22 protein-coding genes, 1 tRNA gene and 1 pseudogene are annotated in these 20662 nt (G+C 46.0%); 16 read left to right on the top strand and 8 right to left on the bottom strand.

Features of this window, described 5'->3' with window-relative positions; all coding sequences use genetic code 11:
* Positions 1-103 precede the first annotated feature (103 nt).
* Entirely contained in the window at positions 104-226 is a 123-nt protein-coding gene (locus QUB26_RS24975) for a hypothetical protein (protein WP_333109292.1), read from the bottom strand.
* 89 nt (positions 227-315) lie between these two features.
* On the opposite strand from QUB26_RS24975, the gene QUB26_RS24970 reads away from it, so the two are divergent.
* The 6 genes and pseudogenes from QUB26_RS24970 to QUB26_RS24945 all read left to right on the top strand — a co-directional run.
* Complete coding sequence (locus tag QUB26_RS24970; protein ID WP_333320161.1) at positions 316-1584, top strand: FAD-dependent hydroxylase; 1269 nt, start codon at positions 316-318, stop codon at positions 1582-1584.
* Positions 1585-1766: 182 nt separating this feature from the next.
* A complete protein-coding gene (locus QUB26_RS24965; RefSeq protein ID WP_333246039.1) occupies positions 1767-1991 on the top strand; it encodes a DUF2281 domain-containing protein in 225 nt (74 codons plus the stop codon).
* 119 nt (positions 1992-2110) lie between these two features.
* Positions 2111-2395, top strand: a complete 285-nt coding sequence (locus QUB26_RS24960) for a PIN domain-containing protein (RefSeq protein WP_333246037.1) — start codon at positions 2111-2113, stop codon at positions 2393-2395.
* Positions 2396-2413: 18 nt separating this feature from the next.
* Positions 2414-2638, top strand: coding sequence for a hypothetical protein (locus QUB26_RS24955; RefSeq protein WP_333246036.1), 225 nt, complete (start codon positions 2414-2416; stop codon positions 2636-2638).
* 308 nt (positions 2639-2946) lie between these two features.
* Complete coding sequence (locus QUB26_RS24950; RefSeq protein ID WP_333320159.1) at positions 2947-3624, top strand: DNA-binding response regulator; 678 nt, start codon at positions 2947-2949, stop codon at positions 3622-3624.
* A 153-nt stretch (positions 3625-3777) separates the two neighbouring features.
* Positions 3778-4149 (top strand): annotated as a pseudogene (locus QUB26_RS24945) (FAD-dependent monooxygenase); the annotation flags it as partial.
* 178 nt (positions 4150-4327) lie between these two features.
* Here QUB26_RS24945 and QUB26_RS24940 read toward each other — a convergent pair.
* The 4 genes from QUB26_RS24940 to QUB26_RS24925 form a co-directional block, all read right to left on the bottom strand.
* Positions 4328-5497: a hypothetical protein gene (locus QUB26_RS24940; RefSeq protein ID WP_333320157.1), complete on the bottom strand. Its 1170-nt coding sequence runs from the start codon at positions 5495-5497 to the stop codon at positions 4328-4330.
* The gene (locus tag QUB26_RS24935) at positions 5481-9023 is read right to left on the bottom strand and encodes a sacsin N-terminal ATP-binding-like domain-containing protein (RefSeq protein WP_333320155.1); all 3543 of its coding nucleotides are present in this window, start codon (positions 9021-9023) and stop codon (positions 5481-5483) included. The genes QUB26_RS24940 and QUB26_RS24935 overlap by 17 nt, the downstream gene beginning before the upstream one ends.
* Before the next feature lie 49 nt (positions 9024-9072).
* Complete coding sequence (locus tag QUB26_RS24930; RefSeq protein ID WP_006634859.1) at positions 9073-9285, bottom strand: helix-turn-helix domain-containing protein; 213 nt, start codon at positions 9283-9285, stop codon at positions 9073-9075.
* Between the two features lie 249 nt (positions 9286-9534).
* Positions 9535-9618, bottom strand: a tRNA-Leu gene (locus QUB26_RS24925).
* 228 nt (positions 9619-9846) lie between these two features.
* On the opposite strand from QUB26_RS24925, the gene accC reads away from it, so the two are divergent.
* Entirely contained in the window at positions 9847-11202 is a 1356-nt protein-coding gene (accC, locus tag QUB26_RS24920) for an acetyl-CoA carboxylase biotin carboxylase subunit (RefSeq protein ID WP_333320153.1), read from the top strand.
* A 135-nt stretch (positions 11203-11337) separates the two neighbouring features.
* Here the strand turns inward: accC and QUB26_RS24915 are convergent, their stop codons facing one another.
* Positions 11338-11622, bottom strand: coding sequence for a YggT family protein (locus QUB26_RS24915; RefSeq protein ID WP_006634856.1), 285 nt, complete (start codon positions 11620-11622; stop codon positions 11338-11340).
* A 124-nt stretch (positions 11623-11746) separates the two neighbouring features.
* Here QUB26_RS24915 and psbX point away from each other — a divergent pair, with 124 nt between their 5' ends.
* The 5 genes from psbX (at position 11747) to QUB26_RS24890 (ending at position 16821) form a co-directional block, all read left to right on the top strand.
* On the top strand, positions 11747-11866 hold the full coding sequence (gene psbX, locus QUB26_RS24910; protein ID WP_333051895.1) for a photosystem II reaction center X protein: 120 nt from the start codon (positions 11747-11749) through the stop codon (positions 11864-11866).
* A 281-nt stretch (positions 11867-12147) separates the two neighbouring features.
* Entirely contained in the window at positions 12148-12957 is an 810-nt protein-coding gene (locus QUB26_RS24905) for a Ycf66 family protein (protein WP_333320151.1), read from the top strand.
* 284 nt (positions 12958-13241) lie between these two features.
* Positions 13242-14366, top strand: a complete 1125-nt coding sequence (locus tag QUB26_RS24900; protein WP_333320149.1) for a redoxin domain-containing protein — start codon at positions 13242-13244, stop codon at positions 14364-14366.
* Positions 14367-14475: 109 nt separating this feature from the next.
* Entirely contained in the window at positions 14476-15927 is a 1452-nt protein-coding gene (locus QUB26_RS24895) for a trypsin-like peptidase domain-containing protein (RefSeq protein WP_333246021.1), read from the top strand.
* Positions 15928-16203: 276 nt separating this feature from the next.
* Positions 16204-16821, top strand: a complete 618-nt coding sequence (locus QUB26_RS24890) for a pre-peptidase C-terminal domain-containing protein (RefSeq protein ID WP_333246020.1) — start codon at positions 16204-16206, stop codon at positions 16819-16821.
* 560 nt (positions 16822-17381) lie between these two features.
* On the opposite strand, the gene QUB26_RS24885 is transcribed toward QUB26_RS24890, so the two are convergent.
* Together QUB26_RS24885 and QUB26_RS24880 are read right to left on the bottom strand one after the other, a co-directional pair.
* Positions 17382-17570 carry a chlorophyll a/b-binding protein gene (locus QUB26_RS24885; protein WP_333051883.1) on the bottom strand — a complete coding sequence of 63 codons (189 nt, stop codon included), beginning with the start codon at positions 17568-17570 and terminating at the stop codon, positions 17382-17384.
* Positions 17571-17664: 94 nt separating this feature from the next.
* Positions 17665-18681 (bottom strand): succinate dehydrogenase/fumarate reductase iron-sulfur subunit, encoded by a 1017-nt coding sequence (locus tag QUB26_RS24880; RefSeq protein WP_333320146.1) that lies wholly within the window; start codon positions 18679-18681, stop codon positions 17665-17667.
* Positions 18682-18919: 238 nt separating this feature from the next.
* On the opposite strand from QUB26_RS24880, the gene QUB26_RS24875 reads away from it, so the two are divergent.
* From QUB26_RS24875 to QUB26_RS24860, 4 genes are all read left to right on the top strand, one after another.
* Positions 18920-19162 carry a hypothetical protein gene (locus QUB26_RS24875; RefSeq protein ID WP_333246016.1) on the top strand — a complete coding sequence of 81 codons (243 nt, stop codon included), beginning with the start codon at positions 18920-18922 and terminating at the stop codon, positions 19160-19162.
* 314 nt (positions 19163-19476) lie between these two features.
* Positions 19477-19584, top strand: coding sequence for a helix-turn-helix domain-containing protein (locus tag QUB26_RS24870; protein WP_333246015.1), 108 nt, complete (start codon positions 19477-19479; stop codon positions 19582-19584).
* Positions 19585-19735: 151 nt separating this feature from the next.
* Positions 19736-20110, top strand: a complete 375-nt coding sequence (locus QUB26_RS24865) for a hypothetical protein (RefSeq protein WP_333302573.1) — start codon at positions 19736-19738, stop codon at positions 20108-20110.
* On the top strand, positions 20070-20585 hold the full coding sequence (locus QUB26_RS24860; protein WP_333246011.1) for a transposase: 516 nt from the start codon (positions 20070-20072) through the stop codon (positions 20583-20585). The genes QUB26_RS24865 and QUB26_RS24860 overlap by 41 nt, the downstream gene beginning before the upstream one ends.
* Positions 20586-20662 lie beyond the last annotated feature (77 nt).

Genomic DNA, 20662 nt, shown 5'->3' with positions numbered 1-20662 from the left:
ACGAAGAAATATCGAATTTGAGATAAATGTGCGATGGCTTACGCCCCGCTACGCTACGACTCTTCAACCCGCGGAGGCGGGTTTTGTCTGTGTAGACGCGGTTTCAACCGCCGGGGTTTTTGGGTTGATGGCCGATGGGATTTTTGGGTTGATGGGCGATCGAATTTGAGAGAAATGTGCGATGGGATTTGATATCATTCCGGCACAGCCAGAATTGATATGACATAAGCTCTGCCTCAAGATCGCCCAAAACCGCAATAATTCTTTACAATAAAATAGTAAATATGATTATTCACTTAAATAAATCCCTTGAAAATGCCTGTAAACCAACTTTCTCCCACAATAGCCTCGACGCAAACACATACACTCGACTTTGACATAGCCATCGTCGGAGGCGGCATAGTCGGGGCCACCTTAGCCAGCGCCTTAAAAGATTCCGGCTTAAAAATAGCAATAATTGAAACCCAACTCCCCGCAGTCGCCGCAGCCAAAAAACAAGCCTATGCAATTACCCTGCTATCAGGAATGATCTTAGAAGGTATCGGCGTGTGGCAGCAAATCTTGCCGCAAATCACCACCTTCGAGCAAATTAGCCTCTGCGACGGCGACTATCCCGGCGTCGTGGAATTCCACCGCCCGGATTTGGGAAATACTGGCAAATTGCCTGTACCAAAAACAGCTTTAGGTTACGTTGGCGAGCACCGAGTCATGCTGTCAGCTTTGCAAGAATCTTTGGCAAAAAACCCGAATTTTAGTTGGGTTTGTCCGGCGGAAGTTGTCGAGGTAAAATATTTAACCGATTGCGCGGAAATAGAAGTCAAACAAAACGGCGAAACTCGGACAATTCGCACCAAATTATTAGTCGCCGCCGACGGTTCGCGATCGCGCATCCGCACCGAAGCCAACATCAGCACTCGCGGCTGGAAATACTGGCAATCCTGCGTTGCTATCACTATTAAAGCAGAAAAACCGCACAATGATATCGCTTTTGAGCGCTTTTGGCCGAGCGGCCCGATGGGAGTTTTACCATTACCTGGGAACCGTTGTCAAGTAGTTTGGACAGCACCCCACGCGGAAGCAAAAGCTTTGCAACAAATGGATGAAACAGAGTTTTTGACTTTGTTGGAACAGCGCACGGGCGGGCTTTTGGGGCGTTTGGAATTGGAGAGCGATCGCTTTTTGTTTCCGGTGCAGTTAATGCAGAGCGATCGCTACGTTTTGCCCAGATTAGCACTAATTGGCGACGCGGCCCACTGCTGCCATCCCGTCGGCGGCCAGGGATTAAATATGGGTATTCGAGACGCTGGGGCGATCGCCCAAATCTTGCAACAAGCGCACCAAAAAGGCGAAGATATCGGCGATTTGCGAGTATTGAAACGGTATCACAACTGGCGCAAAAAAGAGAATTTAATCGTGTTAGGATTTACCGATTTTCTAGACAGATTATTTTCTAATACTTGGCTGCCAATTGTAGCATTTCGCCGCTTTGGATTGTGGTGTTTGCGGACAATTCCCCCAGTGAGGTTTTTAGCCTTGCGCTTGATGACAGGCTTGATGGGCCGGCCACCGGAATTAGGCATTTAGTCAAAATCAAAGAAACCGATTTTTTCTCGAATCTTCGCACTGTAACGAAGTCTCTCGCAAAAACCCGGTTTCTGGCTACTCACCCATCAAACTCAATTCATCGATGACTGGTATATAATTAAGATTGAACAGAGCCGATTAAAAGCTATGTCAAGTACAGCCAAAACGGAGGAAAAGAAACAATGAATTTAGAGCAAGCAGTTTTAGATAAATTGCGCGAATTGCCCCCGAATCAGCACCAAGAAGTTTTAGATTTTGCTGAATTTCTTCAGCAAAAAAACCTTATCAAACGACCTCTAAAGAGCGTCAAAGGAATGTGGAATAATTTAGATATGGATATCACCGAAGAAGATATTACCGAAGCTAGAAAAGAAATGTGGGGAAATTTTCCGAGAGGGGATATTTAATGACCGCCGTTGTAGCCGACACTCATACAATTATCTGGTATTTGCGGGAGAATGCTCGATTATCACAAACAGCTATGACTGCTTTGGATGCAGCATTAGCATGAGGCTATTCGATTTATGTGTCCGCGATTTCCGTTGTAGAATTAAGTTATTTAGTGGAAAGGTATCGATTGCCCGAAGAGGCATTTGAGGAGTTAATCAATGCCTTATCCGATCCGGGAACTGGTTTAGCCATCGCCCCTTTGGATTTAATCACAGCACAAATTCTGCGTCAGATTCCCCGCGATGTGGTACCAGATATGCCGGACAGGATTATTGCCGCCACTGCTTTATCTTTGAGTCTTCCGTTAGTCACCCGCGACGCAAAAATTCAAGCAGTAACAACTATTCAGACAATTTGGTGAATATGAGGGGAATTTACCATGCAAGAAACTGAGTGGGAGTTTGCGGAAATCTGGGCTGATACTCTGATATCTCCTCCTTATATCCTGATGTTAGTCAAGGAAATTTCAGGAAAATTTTGCATCCATAACCCGGCACAAAACTATAAAGTTATCTTTACCACTGACAATTACCAATCTGCTAAAATGTGGCTACTAGAGGATGAATATGAGCGTTTGAATAGTCGCATTTTACGAAAAGTATAAAATAAAGTGGTGTCGCCACAACCGCCAGGGGTTGAAACCCCTGGCGTCGGGCGAAAGTCGGTTGAAACCGACTGAAAATCAGAGATAAAAATGAAAAACTCTTTAGTCCTCTTCAGAGGACTTTTGCTATGAGACAGGGGGTTTCAACCCCTGGCGGACTATCGGGCTAACCGAGGTTTCTCGCCACTGGCACCATCAAAGAAACCGGGTTTTTTCCTCAATCTTTGCAATGTTACGAAGTTGGTCGCAAAAACGCGGTACAATGATGGACTCAGCTTGAACCCAGCCCTGACGGCAATAGAAAAACTATGCAGCCCGAACAAGAACAAGAAATTCTCAACCTGCGCGATCGCCAATTAACGCCCAAACAAATTGCCCGAAAGTTAGGATTGAAAGCATCCGAAGTCAGTACCTTTCTTCAATCTCATGCAGAACAAACAGCCCTCGCTAGCGCCGAAAAAGGAGAGTTATTGCCCGTTGCTCAATGTCTCGTGGATGTAAATTTTGCGAAGGTATTGTTGGGGAATGAAACCTCTGAAACGAGCGGTTTGGGTTTAGTGGTGGTGACTCGTTCCAAGGGATACAATCGTTTTGTTGCAGCCTCTTATTTGATCGACTACTGGTGTTTGGGAGTCAAGGATGTCATCCCGCCACGTAACTGCAACGATAGCCAATATAAAAAATTCGTTCAGCTTTCTTACTCGCAGTTTATGCAAGAGTACGAGGAGATTAGTTTAGAGCAAGCACAAGCCCTGGTTTGGGGTGCGATCGCCTATGCCAAAACATTAGGCTTTGAACCGCATCGCGATTTCGAGCAGTCGAAGGCTCATTTAGGAGAATCAACCAGCGAAATCGGCTTGAAATTCGGTCGCAATGGAAAACCTTATTATATTGAAGGGCCTCACGATAATACAAGGAAAATTATCAATACGCTTAAAAACTCTGTGGGAGAGGGTAATTTCGATTACTTGTTCGGGATTGGGTAGAAATTGATACGGGGGAGCGTCAACCGCCAAACCACCAATCATGGTAAAATAAACATCGGTGTTACTGACAACTCCCCACAATGGAAGAAACCCGCGCCCAAGGTTATCTGCAATTGATTCAGACAATGCTGACTTGTCCCAACGGTGAGGAACAGCTTGCCCAGATTAGCACTAATTGGCGACGCGGCCCACTGCTGCCATCCCGTCGGCGGCCAGGGATTAAATATGGGCATTCGAGACGCTGGGGCGATCGCCCAAATCTTGCAGCAAGCGCACCAAAAAGGCGAAGACATCGGCGATTTGCGAGTATTGAAACGGTATCAAAACTGGCGGAAAAAAGAGAATTTAATCGTGTTAGGATTTACCGATTTTCTAGACAGATTATTTTCCAATACTTGGCTGCCAATTGTAGCATTTCGCCGCTTTGGATTGTGGTGTTTGCGGACAATTCCCCCAGTCAGGTTTTTAGCATTGCGCTTGATGACCGGTTTAATGGGCCGGCCGCCCGGATTAGCGCAAAATTAGGACTTACACACGGGTGGTCAGAAACCGGGTTTTTCCGAGAATACTTCGTTAAAACCCGTATAAACTGCCAAAAACCCGGTTTCTTTAGTATTTATGCGTAATTCCTATAGAAGTACAGTTTAACTATTAGCAAAATTCCCCGATGTCTAATCTGGAGAGTGTGAAATATTAAACCCGCTCAAAACGCGCCCCAATAAATTGAAGACTCGCCCTTGGAATTTGTCGCCGCTTTACTAATATTAGATTCTTGATTTTCAGGCTCGGTAGCGGTGACAAGCGATGGTAAAGACCTAATTCGCAACTCGTTTAGCAAACTGTGAATATTACATGGCTCCGCATCGATAATGCTGGCGAGGGGTAGCAAATTTTTAACGGCATATTCCCCAAGCCTAGCGTTAATACTTTCTGCTAAATACGATAGCATAATATATCTGCTAGCACTACTGATAATCTGAAAAGTTTTATTGAAGTCGTCAAAGTGTTGAGTACCCGGTATATCTGTGGCAATACAGGTTTCATCGCTCAAAAATAAATCTACATTAATTTGACTAGCCGCTGCAACTTGAGCTTTGGTCAACCAGATTAAATCTAAAATTGGTTCCGATTCGCACTCGTGAAAAATCAACCGCTTCAAACCAGATCGCAATTCTGCCGAGTTTAAGGTATTTTGCCATTCTAGACACCAATCGCAGCTTTTGATATTTCGGGCAATTTTTACTGTTTTCGGGCGTTCTATAGCATCTTTCAACAAAGAAAGACAGCCAACCGATTTAGCAAATTTGGCAGAAACTCTATCGTGCAGTATCCGGTTAGGGTCAATATAATCCTTGCGCCAATGCGCGTCGGGGATGAAAACTTTTTCCGCCAAACAAAGCGTGTTGTTAGCGGTAAGAATCGGTATATTGTTAACTGCGACTCCTTGTAATAACTGTTGAGATTCCAGGCGGTAGAGTACCTGAATCGCGCATTTTTTATCCGCTTCATTTAAAGCATTATTGCCGTACTCTGCTGCTAGTTCTGCCAGGAAGTCTAAGTAGTCTTGTACAGTGGGCGAGATCCTTTGTCCTAATAACTGATAAACTTCGGAATGAGAATTAGAACTAGGTATTGTTGTGCGTCGATTTCCGAAAAAACCAACATCATCTAAAAAAGCGTGTTTGGGCTGCCAAAACTTACCCGTAGACTCATCCCACAGACATTGACGATGAGCAAAACGCTCTTGAATTTGCCGCTTTTGATCTGCCGAAATACCGCCTTTTACCAAAGTATCGTAAAAATACTTGTAAATCGCCTCGACTGATTGCAGTTGTGTATTTTGATTGTTGGATAATTTAATTTGAACTGTCATTTTCCCAAAGTTTTATGATAACATCAAAGTAGTCGATAACGGTATTTGGGTCTACAGGCTCAAAACCCAGTGCCTTTTTGATTTCTACCTTCAGTAAATCCCGCTGAGGACGTGCAAATATAAACTTTTGGCTGGCAACTAAAGGAGCATCTTGAATGAAACACAAGTCTTTAGCGCGGTACAATCTAGGTTCAGGTTTTGCAGCACCGAAATATTGGCTTAACTTCTGAGGATTTCCCTCAACAGGAAGCCAAGGTTTATCTACAAGTGCTTCTGGTAGTGTCTTGTTGCTGTTGGCAAGTCTGATATTTTTGATCACATCCCAGTTGTCAACGATGTAGTTAAAAATAGCAATGCAGCTATCGGCTACAGCCTCTGCACCCGCTCGATTTGCCCTTTGAATGAGATTGTCAACGCAGGCTAAAATGTCATCAGCATCGGGATTTTGCCTCATTCCTAAATCTGAGAAAAATTTCAGCCAAATTTCAGAATTCTGCGAGTAAAATTCCATATCTGGAATCACTGCTACATTCCCGATAATGTTTCGGACTACCTCACTTAAAGGATTATAAATCAATTGGGCAGCTCTCAATCTCCTGTCACTACAGCGTACCAGACGTGCCTTTTTAAGCTCTTCCTGGAATCCGAAAGCATTCTCTCCTGCATTTTCTAACTCTTTGCTAGCTTTAGTCAAGTTATCCCTAATCCAAGTTAGTGCGATTAACTGTTCTTCTGGGGAAAAGGAGGCATACTCTGGCAACAAACAGTCACGAATTAGTCGGGCGCGGTTGAGTATTGGCACTTGCAGAAGTTGGAAAAGTGGCAGCCATTCTCGTTTTTGTCCTAAGCGTAAAAGGCGCAAACTACCTGCAATTTCTGGCGGTTCATATCCGTCGCCCGGAAGGTAGACATTTTCACTGTAGAGGTCAACTATTTCGCCGGAAGTTGTTGGATAAATTGGCAGTTGGCGCAGCTTATTTTTTCTGTTTTCATCGTAATTTATTTGCTCTCGACTTGCCAGGAAATTCAGCAGATATGTATAATGCTGTTCGTTGTAAGGTGGCAAACCTCGATCGCACCGCGAATATACTATGTCTAGGATATCCGGGCCCGTGATACAATAGACTAACTGATTTTTGTGGCGATCGGCAAATTGTGCGATCGCACCCTCAAGTTTTGCCGGTGCTTTGACAAGTGTTGCCCCAAAATATTCTACCGCCGCAATTGTTTCCGCCTCAATTCGATCCCCGCGCAACAAAGGAGTGTCAGCAATTTTCGCTTTGTAAAGCTTGCCATTACTTCCCGGAACCAGTGGCACTTTTGTCAAGGCATCGACTGTTTCTTGCGACAGATGTCTCGGATTTATCTTGTAAAAATAATCATAAACTAGAGTCAACCATTCTGCATTAGGAGGATGCGTTGCATCGGGATTCCAATCAATTTCTGACGCAGTTGAATCCACCAACTTAACCAATTGCTTGGCTACTTCCGCAGCAGTCATGGCTGAGATGCCCTTTAGATTGTATGCAGGCAATAATTTAGTTAAATCTTGGTGGAGAAACCATTCGGGATAACTGGCAAATATTTCCCTCTGCGCCTCATCTGCAATGTAGATAGTGCCGATCGCATTATACCCAAATACCTGCAAAGTATTGTCAGCCAGAATAGCAAGTGGCAAACCGCGCAAATCTTGACAATTGTCGCTGAGACAATATCGCAGCATATTCCCAATCCACTGCCGATTTCGCAGGCTTGCTTTCGGTGCATCCGACAGCGCAATCCCTAGGGATTTATTTTCGATTAAATGCTTTCGCAAGTTGGCAGCAGTGAAGGTTGGTAAAGGCAAACCTGCATCTTTAAAAGCTGTTAAAATCGAATCGGGCAATGGCGGATTTGGAAGATCGATATTATCGGCACACAGCGGTGCTAATAACTCGTCCCAACACTTTTTAGATGGTAAATTTTTGACTGTCGGAGGTGTCACCCATCTTGTCTGTGACATTACTGCTCCGGTAATTTTACCCTCATATACAATTTGTTTGACAGCCGATCGCACAACTGGTTTGTGGTACAATAACTGCATCACAAATCCCTGCAATTCTTCCAGAGCTTTGCTGGCAGTAATTTTACTAATCGGCCAAATTTGGTAAAATTTATCTGATTCAAATACTCCGATATCTTGCACTAAATCGACAATTAAGTTAGCACAAGCATGAGAAAAAACGTGGCGCGCTAGTAGCCCATTCCAAATAGCTCTAGGCTTATCTTTTCCCGTTTGTCCGCTGTCGCTACTGAGATTATCCCGCGAACTATTTAAGTTGAAAAAACCGTTGATGTGAACCTGCCAACCAGTTTCGAGAGGAAGCGGCAAAAAACAGTAAACTTTGCCCGAAACAGGCGCCAGATTTCCCTCTGTACTGGCAGCATTAATTCTAGCAGCCGCACCGGCCCAAGGCACGACTTTTTCTTGGCTTTGGTGCATTGCTTCTATGACTTTTGCCAATTCGCCGCCTTCGTCTGTGCGAATTAAACTGACTATTCTCCAAGTTGACTTGATAGTACGATCGCAACTAATCGTTTCTATCTCGTGGCGGTAAGAAACTGAGACTAAACCGTCATGATTGCGGTGGCACAATTCCAGCAACTTGTCGGGGTTATCGGGAATTGCATCAAGGATTTTTTGTCGCGCCGATCGGACTTCTTGCGGATTTTTGGTAACAATCGCTAGAATTTCTTGCCTAGTTCCTTGACTGTTTGCAGGAATTTCGTAGACTCTAATTTCCTGAACAGATTTCAAAAATAGCAAAAGTTCTTCACCCGACTGTCTCAGTTCGTCTAGGAGTTCCTTGACGTTTGATTCAGTAAAAGCTTGTTTGCGAATCTCGCTATTTTTTGCGCTTTCCGTTGTTCGCAGAGGCAGCCGAAATAGAGTACCTTGAAAGTTTGTATCTCCAACGGGCAATCCTCCCGCTGCATAGACTTGCATAAAATCGGGATATTTTTGGTACCATTTAGCCTCTGCCAAATTCCACTCGCGCCCAGGTTCTTGCCGAGAAGTGCCGGGAATAGCTGCACCGTGAGGGTCAAAAAAAATGATGCGATCGCGCGACACGAAACTGGGAAAATCTGTAACGTGATAAATTGCATTAAACCCAACACCAAACCTACCCGTTTTCTGCAAGTCTCGCGCTTTTTCGCTTTGTCCCAAGCTGCGAATGCTGTCAAAATCTTTGTCTGCAAACACGCTATCGTTGTAGACTAACATCGCCGGCCCCATTAGCAGTACCATGCGATCGTCCGGCAATGATTTTACCTGATGGTTCCGCCAATCAAGGGTTATTTCTACCCGCGCTGCTTTCGCATCGTCAGCATTTTGAATTAATTCTTTGAGAATCCCTACACCTTCGGGATAATCTCGGATAATTCCCCTCAATCGGGCGATTAAAGGTTCTGATTGATAGAAAGATTTTCCCTCAACTTCGCTGTTGCTGTAAGCCATAGATGTTCTGACTGCAGGAATTTTCATGCGAGCGCGGGTGTTCGCTCTCTACCCATACTATAACTGATAAATTAATTCATTCTTTAACAACTTCCATCAACTCCTCAATCAAAACATCGAGGGTGCGAGCTATCTTTTGAATGGATGTGATATCAACCGTTGCTAGTCCTTCCGATCGAGCATAGTGCCTGACTGTGCTGTACGGAACCTCGGATCGATCGGCAACATCCTTTAGCGTCCATCCTTTTTCGTCAGCCAACTCTCGGATTCGGAACCTAACTAACCCCATTCTACTTGACAAACGATAAGTATCTATGTTTTTAATTCAAACACAATTGTCGATCGACAGTTAAACAGTATTTTGTATGGTGCGGATCTGTCAGAAGTTCGTGAAGCGAAGCTATCCCGTAGGGAATCAGACTTAAAGATATCTGATGAATCTGCACCCGATCGTACTCGACCGACTTTCTCGAAAAACCACTCAATATAAAACAACTGCCGACAGCCAAAACCGTCAACAGTTGTTTTACATATTCAATGCGGATGGCGAGACTCGAACTCGCAAGGACATAATGCCACACGCACCTCAAGCGTGCGCGTATACCAATTCCGCCACATCCGCTCTTTCTGGCAATCTCCGGGATTTTTGCGTTACGAGTTAAAGATTCACAGGTTGAGGTTCCTGGCATTTAACTTGTGACTTGCCCTTTGACACCGCCGATTTAAAATCATAGCACCACTACCAGCAAAATGTAAAATAAATTTTTGTAAACAATTTCTGGAAAACGATTATCCAGAACATACCGAAAGGCATTATTGTACAGAATATTGAGTGAATTAAGCAGCGAAGATGGGGTTCTCGAAAATTTTAATCGCTAATCGGGGAGAAATAGCTCTCCGCATATTGCGGACGTGCGAGGAAATGGGGATTGCCACGGTCGCCGTACACTCCACCGTAGATAAACACGCCCTGCACGTCCAGTTGGCAGACGAAGCCGTTTGCATCGGCCCCCCCACCAGCAGCAAAAGCTATTTAAACATCCCCAACATCATCGCGGCAGCCCTGACACGCAACGCCGCAGCCATTCACCCCGGTTACGGCTTCCTCGCCGAAAACGCCCGATTTGCCGAAATCTGCGCTGACCATCAAATTACCTTCATCGGCCCTTCTCCGGCAGCGATGCGGGCAATGGGCGATAAATCCACCGCCAAAGAAACTATGCAGCGGGTGAAAGTCCCCACAGTTCCCGGTAGCGACGGATTGCTGGCGGACGATCGCGAAGCTTTGTCGATCGCCCGCGAAATCGGCTATCCTGTGATGATCAAAGCCACAGCCGGCGGTGGAGGCCGCGGGATGAGGCTAGTTAGAGAACCCTCGGAACTCCCCAAACTATTCTCAGCAGCCCAAGGCGAAGCCGACGCAGCCTTCGGCAACCCCGGACTTTACCTGGAAAAATTCATCGAAAAACCGCGGCACATCGAAATCCAAATTCTCGCCGACAACTACGGTAACGTCATCCACCTCGGCGAGAGAGATTGTTCGATTCAGCGCCGGCACCAAAAACTCCTCGAAGAAGCCCCAAGCCCAGCCCTCAGCCAGAAACTGCGAGATCAAATGGGTCACGCTGCCATTGCCGCCGCCAAATCCATCAACTACACGGGTGCGGGCACTGTCGAATTTCTGCTTGACAAATCGGGCAAGTTCTACTTCATGGAAATGAACACTCGCATCCAAGTAGAACATCCCGTCACCGAGATGATTACAGGCCTCGACTTGATAGCCGAACAAATCCGCATCGCCCAAGGAGAAAAACTGCAAATCAAGCAAAACCAAGTAGTTCTCAACGGCCACGCGATCGAGTGTCGCATCAATGCCGAAGATCCCGATCGCAATTTCCGACCTCATCCCGGCATAATCAGCGGTTATTTGCCTCCCGGTGGCCCCGGCGTGCGGATGGACTCTCACGTCTACACCGATTACGAAATACCCGCTTACTACGATTCTTTAATCGGTAAAGTAATTGTATGGGGGCGCGATCGACCGACAGCCATCCGCAGGATGAAACGGGCATTGCGGGAATGTGCTATCACCGGCGTTCCTACCACCCTCAGCTTCCACCAAAAAATCCTCGATTCCCCCGAGTTTCTTAGCGGCGAAGTTTACACGAATTTCGTCGAACAGTTCTTGAACCAAAACAGTCATTAGTCAATCGATTTTGGATTTTAGATTTTGGATTTTGGATTGAAAGATTGAAGAAAGCAACCCCACGGATCGATCCGGGGGTTTTTACCAAGCCTGCTTTCAGTCAACAGTCAACAGTCAACAGTCAACCGCCAACTTCTACATCATCATTGTCAGCAGCCCTTGCTGGCCGAGAATCATTTCTCGCAGCAAGCTACAGATACCCACCCAAATAATCGGCGTAATGTCCACCCCGCCGATCGGCGGTACAATCTTTCTAGTTACGGCTAAAAAAGGTTCCGTCGGCCAAGCAATCAGACTCAACGGCAACTTGCTCAGGTTCACCTCGGGATACCAAGTCAGGACGATCCGAAAAATAAACAGCAAAGTCATCACGACTAGGACAGAGCCCAGAATCCAACTTGCAACGGTAATACCAGTCATGGGTCTTATCTCGAAATTTTAAGTTTTGTTAAGTCTGCTATTCATAATTTTAACCGTTTCACAGGTGCGATCGAAAGTATAAAATTAATAAAAATCAAATTGTTGTAACAAAGGCTTGGAATCTATGACTCCTTCTCTCGCGAACTTTTTGTACAGCCTGCTGGTGGGCGTGGTGGTAGTAGTGCTTCCAGCAACGATCGCCCTGATCTTCATCAGCCAAAAAGACAAAATCAAGCGCACCTAAAAAGTCAGCGGGTTTCTAAGTCCGGCGCTGCAAGTCAATTTTCGGCTACACGTCGGGCATTTCCCCGATGCGAGAAACCTCGGCTGCCAGCAACTGTCAAGGCAAAACCTTCAGTTGACTGCCAAGCTGAGGTTTTTTCCCGTTAAACTCATTATTATACTGACTTCCCAAGCTGAAACCCTGACCGGACTCTGCCCCAGAAAGCACCGTCGGGCTGACAGACTTAATGATAGATGTAAAATCTAACTCGCTAACATAGGAAAGACATAGGAGATAGGCTAATGGTCAATTTAGGATTGAACTGGAGCAGCCTGTTAGGGATTATCCTAGCAGTAGCAGGGGCAGGACTGTATTTTCTGCGATCGTGGCGTCCCAAACTAGCCCGAGACCACGATATTTTTTTTGCAGCAGTCGGCTTGCTGTGCGGCGGTATTCTGTTATTTCAAGGATGGCGGCTTGACCCAATTTTGGCATTCGGTCAATTTCTGTTGACTGGTTCCGCCATATTTTTTGCAGCAGAAAGCATTAAGCTGCGAGGAGCGACCACAGCCCAAGCCAAAAGTCGCGCCCAATACGTAGATGAAGACCGACCGGTCAGCAACGCCTACGGTTACGACGGCTACGATGCCGACATGGAACAGCTAGAACCAGAGGAAGACTATCCGCAGCGTCCCCGGATTAGAGGCAGCCAAGACTACCGTTCCTCTCGGGAAGCCTACGACGACGAACCCCGCCGCCGCCCCTCGAATCGCAACGGCAGCGTTAACACCTCCAGGCCCGACTCGCCCGATCGATCCTCGCGCAAACGTCCCTCTCGCCCAGAAGCCCCGCCAACTCAAGGGTCTGACAACTGGGACGTTTCAGACACCCCCGAAGAAAGACCGACCCGCAGCCGCAGCAGTCGCCCCCCAGCTTCGGAAAACCGCAGTTCCGATACGCCGCCGAGAACCAAAAAACCCCGTCCTACGGAATCATCGAGGTCTCGCCCCAGCAACCGCGACGTGGAAGCACCGCCGTCAGATTACGTGGAGTATCGACCTGTAGAATACCCGGAAGACCAACCGGATAATTCCCCCAGTTTCGACAAATAGGCAAACACTAAGTAGATGGGTGAAACTAAACATTTATTCCGCAGATCCACCTTGGGAAACCGCAGAACTCTAAGTTGCGTTTATTGATACCCATCTACTTATTATCCGATATTAAACTTCTTAAAAAGACTCTAAATTGCGAATTTGAAACCGCAGAAAAACGCAGACATACACAGATATAAGCTAATTTTTGTATCAATAAACAATCTTAACATACCGAACCTGTGGAACTAATCCACAAAATAATAATCTAAATATAAAAGCCCAATTCTTAAATCAGCAAGATGCCATTACTTGAAATAGGAGATCCGGCTCCCTGGTTTTCCCTTCCTTCTACAAATAACCCCTTATTTCATTTCCCGACTGTTGGCGGCCGGCGAGTCGTGCTGTTTTTCTTTGCCAGCGCAGCTTTTGAACAAATCCAAGTTATCCTCAAAAGCTTTCAAGAGCTTTCAGAAGAATTCCAAAGCTTGCAAGTACCGCGGTTCGGAGTGAGCGTTGACCCAGCAGACAAAGAACAAAACAGGCCGACAACAATTGCTCCGTCATTCATCTTTTTCTGGGACTTACACAAAAAAGTCAGCCAGCAGTACGGTGTTTCCCGAGATGTCGAAGAAAATGGAGTTGCCGGAGTTCACTATGCACCCCAAACTTTTGTACTCAACGAAAACCTTCAGGTAATTAATATTTTGCCGATGGGCCAACCGCACCAACACGCCCAACAAGTATTAGATTTTCTCAAAACTTTGCCCCCTATTGAGGAAGCCCGAGCAGCCACTCGCCACGCCCCGGTGTTGGTAATTCCTAACGTTTTGGACAAAGCTTCTTGCCACAGTTTAATCGATATGTACAAAACTCACGGTGGCAGTCCTTCCGGCTTTATGAGGCAAGTGGAGGGGAAAACTGTTGGCATTCACGACGAGAATTTCAAGAAGCGCCGAGATTTCTTTATTGAAGATCAAAAGTTACAGCGACAATTGAATACGATTATTTTGCGCCGGGTGCGGCCGGAAGTAGAGAAAGCATTTCAGTTTACAATCACTAGGTTTGAGCGGTATTTGGTGGGCTGTTACGATGCTGATAGCGGCGGTTATTTTCGGCCGCACCGCGACAACACTAGCAAAGCTACGCTGCACCGCAGGTTTGCGATGACGCTAAACTTGAATGTGGGAGAGTACACGGGGGGATTTTTACGCTTTCCAGAGTACGCGCCGCACGGTTATAAAGGGGATTGTGGCACGGCGATTATTTTTTCGTGTTCTTTGCTGCATGAAGCGACGCCGGTGATTAGCGGCCAGCGTTTTGCTTTGCTGTCTTTTTTCTACGGCAATGAGGATGCTGCGGTACGACAAGCTAATTTTAAGTATTTAGCGGCTGATTCAGATTCCCGAATTGGAGAACCGGCGTGAGGAATGTCACTACCGTGGTGCAAGTCCTAAAATAATTAGAGAAGGTAGTTAGGGGCTAGCCACCAAACCTAATTCCTAGCTACCGATCGCTAAATACTAATCGATCGCCATGAATTTCAAACTTCTAAGTTTAGCAGTATCGGGAATTTTAACGGTTGGGGTTGCAGCCAGCGCCAGTGCGGTTGTTACCACATCCCCTGTGCGGCAATCAACAGATTTAACGGAATTTAACTCGGTGCATTCCCAGGGTGCGATCGCCCAAACTGTCGAAGAACAAACCAATATTCGGGTCTACGAAAAGGCTAGTCCGGCGGTTGTTACAGTCGATACAGATAAATCTAACGGCAGTGGCACAATTATCAGCCCCGACGGCATGGTGTTAACGAACGCCCACGTTGTTTCGGCAGGCGGTACCGTCAATATCATTTTGTCAGACGGCAGAAAACTTGTCGCCGATGTCATCGGATTCGGCGAAGACGGTCTAGACTTAGCCGTGCTGAAGATTCGCGGTCAAAACAATTTGCCCACTATTCCTTTAGCCCGTCCCGGTTCGGTGAAAGTCGGGCAACAAGCATTTGCGATCGGCAATCCCTTCGGTCAATTTCAAGGTACTTTTACAGTCGGAATCGTCAGCCGCATCGACCAGCAGCGGGGCTTAATTCAAACCGACGCCGCCATCAATCCCGGCAATTCAGGAGGCCCACTGCTCAACAGTTCAGGAGAATTAATCGGCGTCAATACTTCTATTTTTACTCGCGGTCGGGGCGGTGGCAGTATCGGTATCGGTTTTGCAATTTCCGCAGACAAATTACCCGCTTTCCTGACAGCGGTGCGAGAAGGGCGAGCTCCCCGCGCGGCTCAAGCCCGATCGCCCTTTGGTGGCAACCAATCACCTCAAAAAGTTGCGTTAAACGGGCCCCCCGTCAGCGGCCTCCTCACCGACAAGTCTAGCGTTCTGCCCACCGACAACAGCTTTTTTGACCTCTACTCATTTGAGGGAAAAGCGGGCCAGCAAATCACAATAGAAATGAAAAGTCAAGAAATTGACCCTTATTTAATTTTGCTCGGGCCCAACCAGCGCGAAATCGCGCAAGACGATGACGGGGCGGGGAATAAAAACGCCAGAATTACAGTCAGGCTGCCAGCAGACGGGACTTACACGTTAGTGGCAAATTCCTACCAAGCTAGGCAGTCTGGGGCTTATACGTTACAACTGAAAGCGAGTGCTCCTACCGCGCCTTCGAGGGCGATTTTGCAAGAAGAAGGTGCTTTAGTCGCAGGCGGCCCAGTATTGCCGTCTGACAACAGTCTGTATCGAGAGTATACTTTTGAAGGTCGATCGGGTCAGTCTGTAACCATTTCCCTCGAAAGTACAGATTTCGATCCCTATGTGGCTATATTTGGCCCTAACGGCCGATTAGTGGCAGAAAATGACGATGGAAGCGATTCGACTAAAAATTCGTTTCTGACCGTTACGTTGCCCGCTACGGGTCGCTATCGCGTAATTGTCAATGCTTACGATGCTTCGGGCAGGGGTCGTTACACTCTAACTGTCCGGTGAAAATTGAAAATTCGGAACTGGGAATTGGGAATTGGGAATTGGGCAAACAGGGCATTGGTAATTGGTAGCATCTAAGGAATGAGAATTAAATAACTTACAATCTTTATTGTTCTTGTGGCATGGGCGTCCCGCCCGTGCATAAAGGACGGGCGGGACGCCCATCCCACTTTCAAGAGTGTAAATTATTTAATTTGCGATCCTAACAAATAACTAATGACTACTGACTAATGACTACTGACTTCTTCCTTCTTCCTCCGTTACAAATCGAGGTAATTCATGCGTCAAGTTAGATTTTGGGCGATCGCGCCAATTGCTATGGTAGCTACTTTTTCTGGCAAGCCGGCTCTCTCCCTGTCACTTTCAAATTCAGGTGTTGCTAACAACAGATCCACCCTTATTTCAGCAGAATTTCCTCAAAATTTAACTGATGCGAAGACTGCTGCCAACGCTGTTTTAGCTCAAGCAAGCCCCAACCCGTCGCCATCGCCACAAAGTTCGCCAACTCAGAGCCCAACTGTAGAACCTCCGCCCAGTCCTGATGCGAGTTCATCTAAAATCATTTTAGAGCAAAACGGAGAACTCAGCCCTGCTAAGTCTTCTGTACTTCCCTCAGACAGCAGTTTGTACGACGAGTATACCTTTGAAGGCACTCAGGGTCAGAAACTGGTTATTACCGTAGAAAGTACCGAGTTTGATACTTATCTCGCTATTTTCAACTCCCAGGGCGAGCTACTTGGAGAAAATGATGATGTCACGCAGCAAAATTCCAATTCAGAGCTGACTGTTACCTTGTCTGCGAACGGTCGCTATCGCGTCATTGTCAATGCTTACGATCCGCCTCCAAAAGGTAGAGGCAAGTACAGTTTGACCGTCCGCGAAACAACTGGAAATTAGTTTGATATCATGTCCGCTCGAACGATTAAAAGGGCGGGTTTTTGAGATTGTCAATTATTGGCAGATATTTTTCGTGAGGGGATCCCCTACCGTATTAGGGGTCATCGACCGAACAGAATATGAACTAAACTTCGGAGTCAGGGCACGGCAATGCCGTGTCCCTATAATTCAAGGACGATCGCACTATAAGCAACTACTATTCACTTTGGTAAATTCATATGTTTTTATGCCACTATAAATGTTATATAGCCTTTCTCAGAAAGATGAGGTACTCATGGGCATAGGGCATAGGGCATAGGGCATAGGGCATAGGGCATAGGGCATACCTCACTTTTTTGAGAACCGCTATAAGCTGCTAGGCATTTAAATTGAATCTAGAGACGGGCAGGATGCCCGTTCCACAATAATTGTAGAAAAATGGACTTTCAAATTAGATGCACAACAGCTTAATCTTGTACCTCTAATTTGATCAACTCTATTTTAAATAACTCTTAAAAATCAAAAGGAAGCTGAAATATAGATAATTTTTCAGCTTCCATTTTGAATTGATTTTGATTAATTTAACGCAGACCCAGCCAGGTGAAAAAATCCTGGCGGGTGAAGAATTCTAGCAGCAAAAGTCCCACGAACCCCACCATCGCAAATCGTCCGTTGATTTGTTCGGCGTAGGCATTCCACCCAAAGGCTGGTTCTGGTTTTGGGGTATTTGGGGTTGTCGGTTTTGGGGATGGAGGAGTTTTAGCAGTCATTTAAAAGTTTTGAGTTTCGAGTTGTGAGTGATGATTTTGGGGAAGCTTTGCGATCGCACAACTTGTAATTTACCAGGAAAAGGACAGCCGATCGCTAATCTGCTGACTTTTCTAAACTTTGAACCGATTCGATCAGATTTCGCACGGTTTCGGTACCTTCTGAAGGCTCAAAAAACAGCGGGAACTTGCCGCGAGCGATCATTCTCAAACCCAACGGGCCCAGACTCAGCAAACCTTTAACGTCGCGGAAGTAGTTCCCTACTACTTCGATGCCAAATTTGCGCTCGTCTATCCAGCCCCCTTCTTTGACGAGATTGATTAAAACTTTGCGGTGGCGGATCGATCGACTGGCTTGGTCGTCTTTGCGATCGAGAATCTCTTGTTTAATCTTACCAATTTGATCCATCGGCGCAACTTCCATCGGACAAACCGAGTTGCAGTAGTAACAGCGCGTGCATCCCCAGACGCCTGCGGTGCCTTCGTTGTATTTTTCCAGTCGATTTTCGGTTTCGCTGTCGCGGGAGTCGGCGATCGTGCGGTAAGCTTTGGCGAGGGCGTGGGGGCCGACAAATTCCGGGTTGACTTCGCGGGCGTTGCACTCAGAATAGCACGCGCCACAGAGGATGCAGTTGCCAGTTTGGTCGAGTTTCGATCGCTCTTCTGGAGTTTGCAGAAATTCGCGTTCTGGAATTGCTCGCGAGGCGGTGCTGATATATGGTTCAACTGCTTCTAGGTTGTCCCAAAAACTGGTCATGTCAACAACCAAATCTTTAATAATCGGCATATTTCCCATTGGGGCGACGGTGATTTCTGGGATGAAATCGGTAGGCATTTCTGCTGAGCTGGAATCAGCTATTTTTTGCAGTCTTGCGAGTTCGCTGGCCACATTTTCTTTGCACGCTAATGCCGATCGACCGTTAATTCGCATAGAACAACTGCCGCAAATTGTATTGCGGCAATTTTTGCGAAAAGCTAAAGTGCCGTCGTGTTCCCACTTAATACTGTTGAGGCAGTCTAGGATGGTATTGCTCTCTTCCACATCTAGGGTGTAAGTGTGAATCCGGGGAGCCTCGTTTTGATTTTGGCGCACTACATTAAAGCGGACTTTCATATTTTGATTAAGGAATTTAGTGTTTATTTTAAGCTGAATTTTTGCACTCTCTAGAAAGCTCTTATTTTTTTAACAACTCTCTAAAGTCAGAGATTTTTATTTTTATTTTATTGTTTGATAAACATCAATAATTCTCAAGTTATAAATCCTAAATTGCCAATTTTTTAAGCGGATTTGTGAGCTATTAATTGGAGATGAAAGTAATTAATCGCTACAACTCGCTAGTCGGAGGTGCGTGATGTCCAGCTTGTTTGTATTAACTTTTATGTTTTCCACACCTGCTTTTTGTCTGGGTCTGCTAAATCCTCAATGGGTGGGACTGGGAACTCGCAAGCGATCGGCTGCCTTGTACGGCGGGTTGATGGCAGTTTCGTTCGTTTTGCTTGGGGTTACAGCACCTAAGACGCCACAACCAGTTTCATCGGGGCTGCTGGCCTCAAATGAATGGCCAGAATTTAAGGTCAGCGCACCTTTGCGCTGAACGTAGCTGGGTATGCATCTCACTTTTTTGGTAGCATTACAAGAAATTTTACCAGGAATTACGCCCGGTTGGGCCTACAAACTTAGTTTTTTAACTACCAGCCGGGAAGTCCCGGGCGTATATTCAGAGGGGACGCATCTGAGCGCTACGCCCCGTACCCCGAATGAATTACGCCCGCGTGATGAAAGGCTCGTCGGGTGTAGGTACGGAAACCGACAATTAGACATTGCGAGTACCTTGAACTTTGATGTACTTTCTAACTATTAAATCGAAAAAATGGTACATTAAAGTAGGTGGAAAAAAAGAAGTTTCCCATGCAACTAACATACAAATACCGCCTCAAACCCACAAAAACCCAATTAGCAAAAATTGTGGCTCATCTAGAACTCTGTCGTCGGCAGTACAACTACCGACGGGCGTGAAAGATTCAGATGGTGGGAATCCACGAGAACGCCCGTCAACGCCTGTCCCTTGATTGTTTCGATAGTCCCTATTGAGGAGATTTATCAAAACATTCCTTTGACGAGAGTGCAGACTAGGGATGGTAGAAAAAAGGATGAATTAGGTAATCCTTTGACTAAAAAGGGTGACATTTTCTCGAACATTGAAGGCGGTTATGTGCAGTGGCAAACCATACAGCTTGCCGACCTGAAAAACACTAAAAAACTATTTCCTGATTATAAAGTGTTGGATTCACAGGTTTTACAAGATGTCCTCAACAGGGTGGAAACTTCCTTTTCAAATTTCACCACGCCGGATAAAAATGGCAATCGTAGGGGCCAATCCAAGTTCAAAGGGTTTCACTACTACAAATCTTTCACTTATCCTCAGTTGGACAATTTAAATATTGTCAAGGACGAGCAAAATAGGATTTGTATTAACCTCGCAAAAATAGGTAAGCGTGCCTATGGTCTTTCACCGCCCCATACCAACGGGTTTCAAAGTTAAGACGGGTAGTGTTATCAGAGAAGCGGATGGGTGGTATATTTCCCTGACGCTAGAAGATAAGACGGTTCCTGTAACGGTTGCAGAAATTCAACCGACTGATGAAAACACTGTTGGTATAGATTTAGGAATAACTAATTACGTCGCTCTTTCTAATGGCGAAAGAGTTGAGAATCCTAGATTTTTGAGGAAGTCGGCCCCGAAGCTGGCAAGACTTCAAGCGAAGCTAGCTAACCGAGTTAAGGGTTCTAAGCCTTGGAAAGTTATCAAGGACAGGATTTCTAGACTTCATCAGTTCGTAGCCAGAGCTAGATTGGATTTTCAGTTTAAAACGGCACATGAGCTGTTCGGGAAATGTGAAGTTTTAGCTGTTGAAGACTTGAGTGTCAAAAATCTGACTAGACGCGCTAAGCCCAAGACCGATATTGAGGATGGTAATTTGGTTTATTTGCCCAACGGTCAATCAGCTAAGAAATGAGAATTAAATAACTTCCACTCTTGAAAGTGGGATGGGCGTCCCCCCCCGCCCAAAATGACCGGCGGGCCGCCCAAACC

It is taken from the genome of Microcoleus sp. B4-C1, assembly GCF_036705285.1.
In the GTDB taxonomy this organism is placed as follows: Bacteria; Cyanobacteriota; Cyanobacteriia; order Cyanobacteriales; family Microcoleaceae; genus Microcoleus.
The sequence above is the reverse complement of the archived record's forward strand: the minus strand, read 5'-3'. Positions and strand labels throughout refer to the sequence as shown.

Coding starts and splice junctions, on each gene's coding strand:
- QUB26_RS24975 (WP_333109292.1), bottom strand. CDS start 226: ATGTCATATCAATTCTGGCTGTGCCGGAATGATATCAAATCCCATCGC.
- QUB26_RS24875 (WP_333246016.1), top strand. CDS start 18,920: ATGTCCAGCTTGTTTGTATTAACTTTTATGTTTTCCACACCTGCTTTT.
- QUB26_RS24860 (WP_333246011.1), top strand. CDS start 20,070: ATGGTCTTTCACCGCCCCATACCAACGGGTTTCAAAGTTAAGACGGGT.
- QUB26_RS24955 (WP_333246036.1), top strand. CDS start 2,414: ATGCAAGAAACTGAGTGGGAGTTTGCGGAAATCTGGGCTGATACTCTG.
- QUB26_RS24915 (WP_006634856.1), bottom strand. CDS start 11,622: ATGACTGGTATTACCGTTGCAAGTTGGATTCTGGGCTCTGTCCTAGTC.
- QUB26_RS24930 (WP_006634859.1), bottom strand. CDS start 9,285: ATGGGGTTAGTTAGGTTCCGAATCCGAGAGTTGGCTGACGAAAAAGGA.
- QUB26_RS24950 (WP_333320159.1), top strand. CDS start 2,947: ATGCAGCCCGAACAAGAACAAGAAATTCTCAACCTGCGCGATCGCCAA.
- QUB26_RS24970 (WP_333320161.1), top strand. CDS start 316: ATGCCTGTAAACCAACTTTCTCCCACAATAGCCTCGACGCAAACACAT.
- QUB26_RS24935 (WP_333320155.1), bottom strand. CDS start 9,023: ATGAAAATTCCTGCAGTCAGAACATCTATGGCTTACAGCAACAGCGAA.
- QUB26_RS24895 (WP_333246021.1), top strand. CDS start 14,476: ATGAATTTCAAACTTCTAAGTTTAGCAGTATCGGGAATTTTAACGGTT.
- accC (WP_333320153.1), top strand. CDS start 9,847: ATGGGGTTCTCGAAAATTTTAATCGCTAATCGGGGAGAAATAGCTCTC.
- QUB26_RS24900 (WP_333320149.1), top strand. CDS start 13,242: ATGCCATTACTTGAAATAGGAGATCCGGCTCCCTGGTTTTCCCTTCCT.
- QUB26_RS24965 (WP_333246039.1), top strand. CDS start 1,767: ATGAATTTAGAGCAAGCAGTTTTAGATAAATTGCGCGAATTGCCCCCG.
- psbX (WP_333051895.1), top strand. CDS start 11,747: ATGACTCCTTCTCTCGCGAACTTTTTGTACAGCCTGCTGGTGGGCGTG.
- QUB26_RS24870 (WP_333246015.1), top strand. CDS start 19,477: ATGCAACTAACATACAAATACCGCCTCAAACCCACAAAAACCCAATTA.
- QUB26_RS24885 (WP_333051883.1), bottom strand. CDS start 17,570: ATGACTGCTAAAACTCCTCCATCCCCAAAACCGACAACCCCAAATACC.
- QUB26_RS24940 (WP_333320157.1), bottom strand. CDS start 5,497: ATGACAGTTCAAATTAAATTATCCAACAATCAAAATACACAACTGCAA.
- QUB26_RS24905 (WP_333320151.1), top strand. CDS start 12,148: ATGGTCAATTTAGGATTGAACTGGAGCAGCCTGTTAGGGATTATCCTA.
- QUB26_RS24890 (WP_333246020.1), top strand. CDS start 16,204: ATGCGTCAAGTTAGATTTTGGGCGATCGCGCCAATTGCTATGGTAGCT.
- QUB26_RS24880 (WP_333320146.1), bottom strand. CDS start 18,681: ATGAAAGTCCGCTTTAATGTAGTGCGCCAAAATCAAAACGAGGCTCCC.